Origin of the sequence: Cupriavidus sp. KB_39 (assembly GCF_052114485.1) — a bacterium.
Lineage (GTDB): Bacteria > Pseudomonadota > Gammaproteobacteria > Burkholderiales > Burkholderiaceae > Cupriavidus.
Genome location: NZ_JBFREV010000075.1, coordinates 1 through 7,345, shown reverse-complemented (window position 1 = coordinate 7,345; position 7,345 = coordinate 1). Strand labels below are relative to the sequence as shown.

General features: G+C 61.1%; 8 protein-coding genes, 1 tRNA gene and 1 pseudogene. 9 read left to right on the top strand and 1 reads right to left on the bottom strand.

Translation table 11 applies throughout. The features are described 5' to 3' along the window. From AB4Z27_RS28135 to AB4Z27_RS28110, 6 genes are all read left to right on the top strand, one after another. Nucleotides 1–372 (top strand): 5'-nucleotidase C-terminal domain-containing protein (locus tag AB4Z27_RS28135; RefSeq protein ID WP_441645595.1); only part of this gene is annotated, 372 nt, incomplete at its 5' end. A gap of 77 nt (nt 373–449) precedes the next feature. Then, nucleotides 450–525: transfer RNA gene (locus AB4Z27_RS28130), tRNA-Ala, on the top strand. 163 nt (nt 526–688) lie between these two features. Continuing rightward, nucleotides 689–1,903, top strand: a complete 1,215-nt coding sequence (locus tag AB4Z27_RS28125; RefSeq protein WP_441645857.1) for a tyrosine-type recombinase/integrase — start codon at nt 689–691, stop codon at nt 1,901–1,903. Nucleotides 1,904–2,018: 115 nt separating this feature from the next. Beyond that, nucleotides 2,019–2,270, top strand: a complete 252-nt coding sequence (locus tag AB4Z27_RS28120) for a helix-turn-helix transcriptional regulator (protein WP_441645856.1) — start codon at nt 2,019–2,021, stop codon at nt 2,268–2,270. Nucleotide 2,271: 1 nt separating this feature from the next. Further along, on the top strand, nt 2,272–3,129 hold the full coding sequence (locus AB4Z27_RS28115) for a helicase RepA family protein (protein ID WP_441645855.1): 858 nt from the start codon (nt 2,272–2,274) through the stop codon (nt 3,127–3,129). Nucleotides 3,130–3,228: 99 nt separating this feature from the next. Continuing rightward, entirely contained in the window at nt 3,229–4,110 is an 882-nt protein-coding gene (locus tag AB4Z27_RS28110; protein WP_441645854.1) for a replication initiation protein, read from the top strand. A 182-nt stretch (nt 4,111–4,292) separates the two neighbouring features. Here AB4Z27_RS28110 and AB4Z27_RS28105 read toward each other — a convergent pair whose 3' ends face one another. After that, a complete protein-coding gene (locus AB4Z27_RS28105) occupies nt 4,293–5,090 on the bottom strand; it encodes a hypothetical protein (protein WP_441645853.1) in 798 nt (265 codons plus the stop codon). A gap of 886 nt (nt 5,091–5,976) precedes the next feature. On the opposite strand from AB4Z27_RS28105, the gene AB4Z27_RS28100 reads away from it, so the two are divergent. The 3 genes and pseudogenes from AB4Z27_RS28100 to AB4Z27_RS28090 form a co-directional block, all read left to right on the top strand. Continuing rightward, the gene (locus AB4Z27_RS28100) at nt 5,977–6,390 is read left to right on the top strand and encodes a DUF6573 family protein (protein WP_441645852.1); all 414 of its coding nucleotides are present in this window, start codon (nt 5,977–5,979) and stop codon (nt 6,388–6,390) included. A 60-nt stretch (nt 6,391–6,450) separates the two neighbouring features. Continuing rightward, nucleotides 6,451–6,609 (top strand): peptidase, encoded by a 159-nt coding sequence (locus AB4Z27_RS28095; protein ID WP_441645851.1) that lies wholly within the window; start codon nt 6,451–6,453, stop codon nt 6,607–6,609. Between the two features lie 113 nt (nt 6,610–6,722). Then, nucleotides 6,723–7,345, top strand: a pseudogene (locus AB4Z27_RS28090) (site-specific DNA-methyltransferase); the annotation flags it as partial.

The window sequence follows — 7,345 nt, the reverse complement described above, 5'->3', positions numbered from 1 at the left end:
ACGGCGATGACCGGAGAGACCATCAAGACCGTGCTCGAGGACGTGGCGGACAACTTGTTCAATCCGGACCCGTACTACCARCAGGGCGGCGACATGGTGCGCGTGGGCGGGCTGCAGTACACCATCGACCCGAACCAGCCCATGGGCCGCCGCATCAGCGACATGCGCCTGGCCGGCCGTCCGCTCGACGCCGGCAAGACCTACAAGGTAGCCGGCTGGGCCCCGGTGGCCGAGGAAGCCCGCCAAACGGGCGGCCCCCCGGTGTGGGACGTCATGGCGCAGTGGCTGCGATCGAACAAGGAAGTTAGCGCCCGGCCGCTGAACCTGCCCACCGTGCGCGGCATGGACGGCAACCCCGGAATGATGGGCTGAGGTCCTTTCTCCGATGTGCAGTGTTGGGCGGACGCAATTGATACCCCGCGCGGAGTTCGGTTAGAATCGTCCGTCACGGGCCGATAGCTCAGCTGGGAGAGCGCTGCGTTCGCAATGCAGAGGTCGGGAGTTCGATCCTCCTTCGGTCCACCAGAATAGAGTTTCACGAAGTCTCTTGACACCCCAAAAGCCGCGAAGTTACTAGCTTCGCGGCTTTTTCTTTGTCTCGTTTTGTCTCAAGTGGTCCCCTAGCATCTTGGGGCAACTGGGGGCAACATTGAGGGCAACTCAACATCGCGCGAAGGAGTTGCCCCCAATGCCGCTGACCGACATCAAGATTAAGCAGGCCAAGCCCAAGGAAAAGCTCTACAAAATCTCGGACGAGAAGGGGCTCTATCTCGAAGTTGCCCCCAGTGGGGGCAAGTGGTGGCGGCTCAAGTACCGTATTGAGGGGAAGGAAAAGCGGCTTTCCTTGGGCGTGTATCCTGACGTGAGCCTCGCCTTAGCGCGCGAGCGCAGGGATGATGCACGAAAGCTCATCGCCACTGGCGTCGACCCCAGCGTGCACCGGAAGGCGACCAAACTCGCCCGAGCCGCGTCGAATGCGAACAGCTTCGAAGTAGTTGCCCGAGAGTGGCTCGAGAAGTGGAAGACGACCAAGTCAGAAAATCACTCCGATAAAGTCATTCGCCGGCTTGAGCGCGATGTTTTCCCTTGGCTGGGCTCGCGGCCGATAGCCGACATAAAGCCGCCGGAGCTGTTGACTGTGTTACGGCGCATCGAAGTGCGAGTCGTAGAAACAGCACACCGGGCGAAACAGAACTGCGGGCAGGTCTTTCGATATGCAGTGGCGACTGGCCGTGCAGAGCGGGACATTACCGTGGACCTCAACGGTGCACTGACACCGTGGAAACCAGAACACTTCCCCAGCATCACCGACCCTGAGCAAATCGGTCCGCTGCTGCGCGACATCTACGCCTATAAGGGGTCATTCGAGGTCAAGTCTGCTCTTCGCATGGCCCCGCACGTTTTTCTTCGTCCCGGGGAATTGCGGCTGGCGGAATGGAGCGAATTTGACCTTGAGGCGGCAAGATGGGAGGTTCCAGCGGAACGGATGAAGATGAGGCAAGCACATATTGTTCCGCTTTCGAGCCAAGTCCTTACGATTCTGCGGGAGCTTCATCCCTTGACCGGAAGTGGGGCATTCGTTTTTCGGGGGCTRAAGCCGGGAAAGCCCCTATCAGACGGAACTCTCAACAAGGCTATACGAAGCATGGGCTACTCGACCAAGGACGACATCACGGCTCATGGCTTCAGGGCGATGGCTCGCACAGTATTGGACGAAGAGCTAGGCTTTCGCATTGACTGGATTGAACATCAATTGGCGCATGCAGTTCGAGACCCGAACGGGCGTGCATATAACCGAACTGCGCATCTGGAGGGTCGACGGCAAATGATGCAAGCGTGGTCGGACTATCTCGACAATCTCAGAGTCCCACCTGAGCTCGCAGTAGCCGGCGTCTCAGATTGACTATCAATTCATCTTTTTGATAGAAAAATATCATATATAAAATCGGCCGCAGAGCCTCTGATTCGTCCATTGCCTTACCTATACGCTGGACCACAACTCTTTAACGGTCTTAGCAATGGCGTATGAACAACTGCCCGTCATTCTTGAAAAGGCGGTCTATCTCAGGGAGAAGCAGCTCGTCGGCGACATAAAGAAGCAAATAACAGGATTGCTCCCTTTCTCCCGTGCAACCCTTTGGAGGCGCGTGAAGGATGGAACATTCCCGCAACCGGTGAAGCTTTCCGAGCGAACGACTGCTTGGGCAACCGCAGAAATCAGGAAGTGGCTGGTAGACCCGGCCGGTTATCGAGCGAACATGGGGTCTTGATATGTCCCTTCGCCCCCTGGACCTTTCTTGGGCGCTGACCGCACCCCTGCCACCGCTCGACTTCGTGCTGCCTGGCTTGTTGCCCGGCACCTTCGGCTTGCTCGTAGCCCCCGGCGCGACGGGCAAGTCGCAGTTCGCGCTGGATACCGCTGTCTCCCTCTCGCTTGGGCGCCCTGTGGCCGCCGGACTGTTTCCGGCATGCTCGCCCGGCAGAGTTGTCTTTCTGGCTGGCGAAGAATCCGACCGCCTGCTCGCCGAGCGCATTCGTTGTCTTCTATCTCTTGACGAACAGGGCAACCCGGACCTGCACCGGAACCTGATACTGCTGCCGATGGCGGGCGAGTCCTGCATCCTGCTCGAAGATGGCAGACCGACCGCGCTGTATGACGAACTGAGCACGATAGCTGCTGGCGCGCGCCTCATCATTATCGACCCACTGCGGCGGATGCACGGCGGGGACGAAAACAGCAGTTCCGACATGACGTCGTTTGTTGTCGTCATGGAGCAGCTTGCCAGAGCGACCGGTGCCGCCGTACTCGGCGTCCACCATGCGAATCGAGCATCAATCGTTGATGCCGGCTCCCAACACGCTGCACGCGGCTCCAGCGCGCTTGTCGATGGCGCACGCTGGCAACTGAACCTGTCGCGTATGGACGAGAAGACTGCGACACAGCACACGATTTCTGAGGCCGAGCGTATGCACTATGTCGCGCTCGATTTCGCAAAGACCAACTATTTGCCGCCCCTACCGCGCTGCTGGCTCAAGCGGGGTCCGGGCGGCCGATTCATACTCGCGCAACTGCCGGCGTCCCGTCCGAACACCCGGACGACCGGCGGGGCGCGCCTTCTCACCACCTGACAAGGAGAGCCCCGGCCTGCGAATGAGGACAACCATCGGGCATTTTCTAAGTACCAGGACATCTATTTGAAGTAACGCATTGCCGGGGCGCAAGCCCCGATGGATGTCTGCACAATCTTTACCAACCGGCTTCCACGCCGGCCCTACTGTTCTAATGACCCCGCTTCTGGCCTCCTTGTGCGGCCGGCTGCCATGGCGCTCCAGCAGAGTCATATCCAGCCGAACGCGCCGCTGGAGGTCGCTTGGCTGGTCTTCGACCTTGACTATAAAGGCGCTGCACTCGCGTGGGAGCAGGCGAATTTGCCGCCGCCGACGTTCACCGTCGTCAATCCCGAGAATGCGCACGCCCATGTCTTCTATGGTCTGGTTGCGCCAGTCGGCCTGAGCGATGCGGCCAGGAACGCGCCGATTCGCTACGCGGCTGCAGTACAAGCCGCATTCGTTGCGAGGCTGCGCGCCGACCCCGGTTATGTGGGCTTGATTGCAAAGAACCCGCTTCACGACGCTTGGCGTGTGCTAAGCGTGCCGAAGCTGTACGACTTGGCGGAACTGGCCGAATACGTTGACCTGCCCAGGTCCTTGCCGAAGCGCGCTGAGGTTGGACTCGGCCGTCACTGCACGCTGTTCGACATGTTGCGTAGCTGGGCATACCAGTGGGTGCGGGAATATAAGCGCAACGGTGCGACACTGGACCAGTGGCGGGCCGCCTTGCTGCGTCAAGCCGAGGCGCTCAACAACTTTCCCGTCCCGCTGGCCTTTGGCGATGTCAAGGCGACGGCGAAAAGCGTTGCCCGATGGACCTGGGCGCAATTCAACGATTCGGCCTTTTCTGCTATCCAGTCGGCACGCGGCCGGCGTGGCGGCCGACCATCGACCACGACGAAGGATGGGGAGCCATGGGCGGCGATGGGTATTAGCCGTGCCACGTACTATCGCCGGTTGAAGAGCGGTCTGCTTGTGCCTGAGTGCACTGGCCGGTGAGACAAAAGCCATATCAGATAACAGCGCCTCCCGCCCGCAGCGGGAGGTGTCGTTTCGCACCCAGAAAAGAAAACCCCGCCGGGGTCGGTGACGCGTCCGGCGGGGCGCACGGCTGGATTTATGCCGTGACGAGAATCAAGCTGTCGGAGCGGTACCGACCCAGGTCGCTCCCATGACCTCCATTACGCAAATTTGATGTCCTCGAACGAGTATAGCGATGGCATGAACATGATGAGGCTGTCGATGGAGCTTCTCATCCAACCGGCCGCAGCCAGGTCTCGACAGAGCTTTGCCTTAAAGGTTGGCGTGCAGACGAACACAATCTTCGCCCAGCGCAGACCACTGCCGAGCAGCACTGGGCCAGACGCGCACAAGGCATCGCTGCACACCCTGGTCAGCCAGTTCAGCAGCCGGGCGTAGTCTTTCGCGTTCTTTCGGCTCTTTTCGACCTCCACCCACCAGACACGTCCTCCACCGTGCAGTAGCACGTCTGGTTTCTTGCCCGAGATGCCGTCTGCGCCGCCAAGCCACCTGTCCTGCGCAATTTCCCGTTCTGTCGAGACGCGGAAGCCTGCAATGATGCTCCCGATGGCAATTTCGTTGGCGACGCAACGATGCCGGAACTGCGCGGCACTGAAGCTACGAATCAGGTCCTTGCCTGACGCCGCTGGCACACCGAAGTGCTGCAGCCGGCGCGCACCGGCTTCCGACAGAGCGTAAATCAAGCTGCCGTCCGGAGCCTGTCCGCGCAGTACCTGCCGGGCCCCCGTAAGGCGAAGTAGCGTCCGCTGCGCCATACGCAGTCCAGAGGCCGATGCCACTGCTGGCTTAAGGTCGGGCTCGCCGACCGGGCGCTTTTCCCAGTGCTGCCACACCAGAGCTGCGAGGTCGCGCGTGCGCATCCAGCCAAAGCGGTGCAGGGCTCGCAGCACCCGAATCTCGTTCTCTCGGGCAATCGCCCGTCCATCCTTCATCTGCATGGGTTATCTCACCGTCGTTTTGATAACCCGTATAGCCAAAATGCCCCGTTCGATGGCCTGTGCGACAGGGGGCGAACAGGGGAAACGAAGCCGCTGGCGCGGCTAGGCCACCGTTGCCTTTACGCCGGGCTGAACGCCCGGCCGGCAACTCGACCGGCTGTACGCCGGTCGTGTCCTGAAAGGCCGGCGCCCCACGCTGGGCGCGGGCATGGGGCCTGCCCGTTGCCGCTGGACGCGTCACCTGCTTTGGTCCGCGCTGCGCTTGACTCAGCCCCCATGCCCGCGCGTAGCCCGGGGCGCTGGGCTTCGCCCCCCATCGCTCTGCCAGTCGGTGGGCCTCCTTCTCGTGTCGGGGGCCACGAGCGAGCGACGGCTCCCCCCTCAGCAGTCCACCGACCAGCCTGGGGGCTGGCGCGCCGGACTGGGCAGCGGGCTGGACGCCCTTGCCCCACGCCATGCCCTTCGGGCACGTCGCGGCTCCTCTACGTCTACGCGCCTTCGCGCTCCGACTGCGCGCCTCTGGCTTGCATGCCACGCGCTGCATTGCCGCGCATAGGTCGCGGTCTACGGCCGCGACATCGTCTGCGTCGTCAAGTTGGTGCTTGCACCGCCCTTCCTGAATCGCCGCCCATCACGGGCGACCGTACCCCAGGCGGTCTGCATGGCGAGGGCCTGCGGCGCTCCGCGCACGTCCTCACCCGGTCCCTGTCGGGCTGCGGCTTCCGGGCGTGCCCTTGCCATGCAGCCTTCTCGCCTGGTGTCTCGGCACGCCAGGGCGACGAACTCAGGAAGGACGGTAGCAAAACAGCAGCACCACCCCCACGCCGCAGCCGGGAACGTAGGGGGCTCGGAATCTTGGAACCCGGTCAGATTTGGAGAAGGCACTATGGAAAAACGAGACCGTCTGCAAGACATCTTCGGTGAAGTCATTTCGGTCTACACGCGCGCGCAGGCAATCGCGGATGGCGTGCTAATTGATGTCACGGCAAAAGCAAACGACGCGGGCTTCAAAGTCCCAGTGGCACTCACGGCGACAGTTTGGGCGGAGGCGGTCGCATGGTCGGCCGAAGACAGCGTCCGACAAATCCATCAGGACGAACGCGGGCGCTTGAACGACCTACTCTGGGTTGCCGTAAACCTGGCTCGCCATCACACGGGCCACCGCATGCCTTTTCAGCACTATCGGGTACCGCGCGGCGGGAACGGCGTGCATCGCGCACCGATAACGCTCGTGATGGTCATCGGACCGGGAGATACCGCCGAGCCGGTCGTGACTTTCATGCTCCCGAGCGACGACTGATTATTTCCGCCCCGCTGATTGAAGGGGGGCATTTATCCACTGCTCAATAGGAGAGCAACCATGTCGCATACGCCAATCAATCCAGCAACTGGCCTGCCGATGACCGAAGACGGTTATGGCGGAGTCGATGTCGGCGGCAGCCCTTACGGAACCGACATTCATGCGCACCATAACCCGTGGCTTTCCGCCGATTTTGGCAGGACATGCAACGGATTTTGAACCTGCCTAGCCGTACCGCGGCATGGCCCCTCGGCGAATGAGTGACCCTTTGAAGCCGAGGCGCTATTATCCCTACCTAATCAGATGACTAGCAAGCGGATAAAGGAGCCCCAGTGAGCGACACGTCAGCCCAATATGAACATAAACAAGAAGCGGTGCAACGCCCTGACGTAGGTGTCCAAGACCAGTTCAGCATTAAGAAGCCGAACCGGGTCTATAGCTACGATTCCAGCCTTGACCCAGCCCTGTCGTGGGACGAGAACCGAGAACGCGAGCTCGGCGAGTGGCTGATTGGCCTGGTTGCCCGCTGCGCGGAGGAAGGTGAAGCGTTTGTATTCCAGTCGCCGCAGGCCTGGAAAGGAGGCAACGTTCAAGTACAGTCCCTCAAGGCGGCGGCAGACCTGTTGCGGACCCTCTCGCATCCGTTCCTGAACTGGGCCGGTAAAGCCGAACGGCATCAACTTAGCGTGCCGACCATCCCGTTGTTCGTGCACGAGCGCCACTCAACCAAGGCCATCTTGGAGGGCATCGAAAGCCGCAAGGCCAAAGGCACTAACCTTAACCTATTCGGTGACCCGCAATTGGAGGTGACCGACCGGCTCGACGCCTACGAGCACAAGGGGCCTTGGCAGAATCGCATGATTCTGGGAGATAGCCTCCAAGTCATGAACTCTATGCTGGAATTCGAGGGCTTGGGTGGACAGGTACAGATGGTCTACATCGACCCGCCCTATGG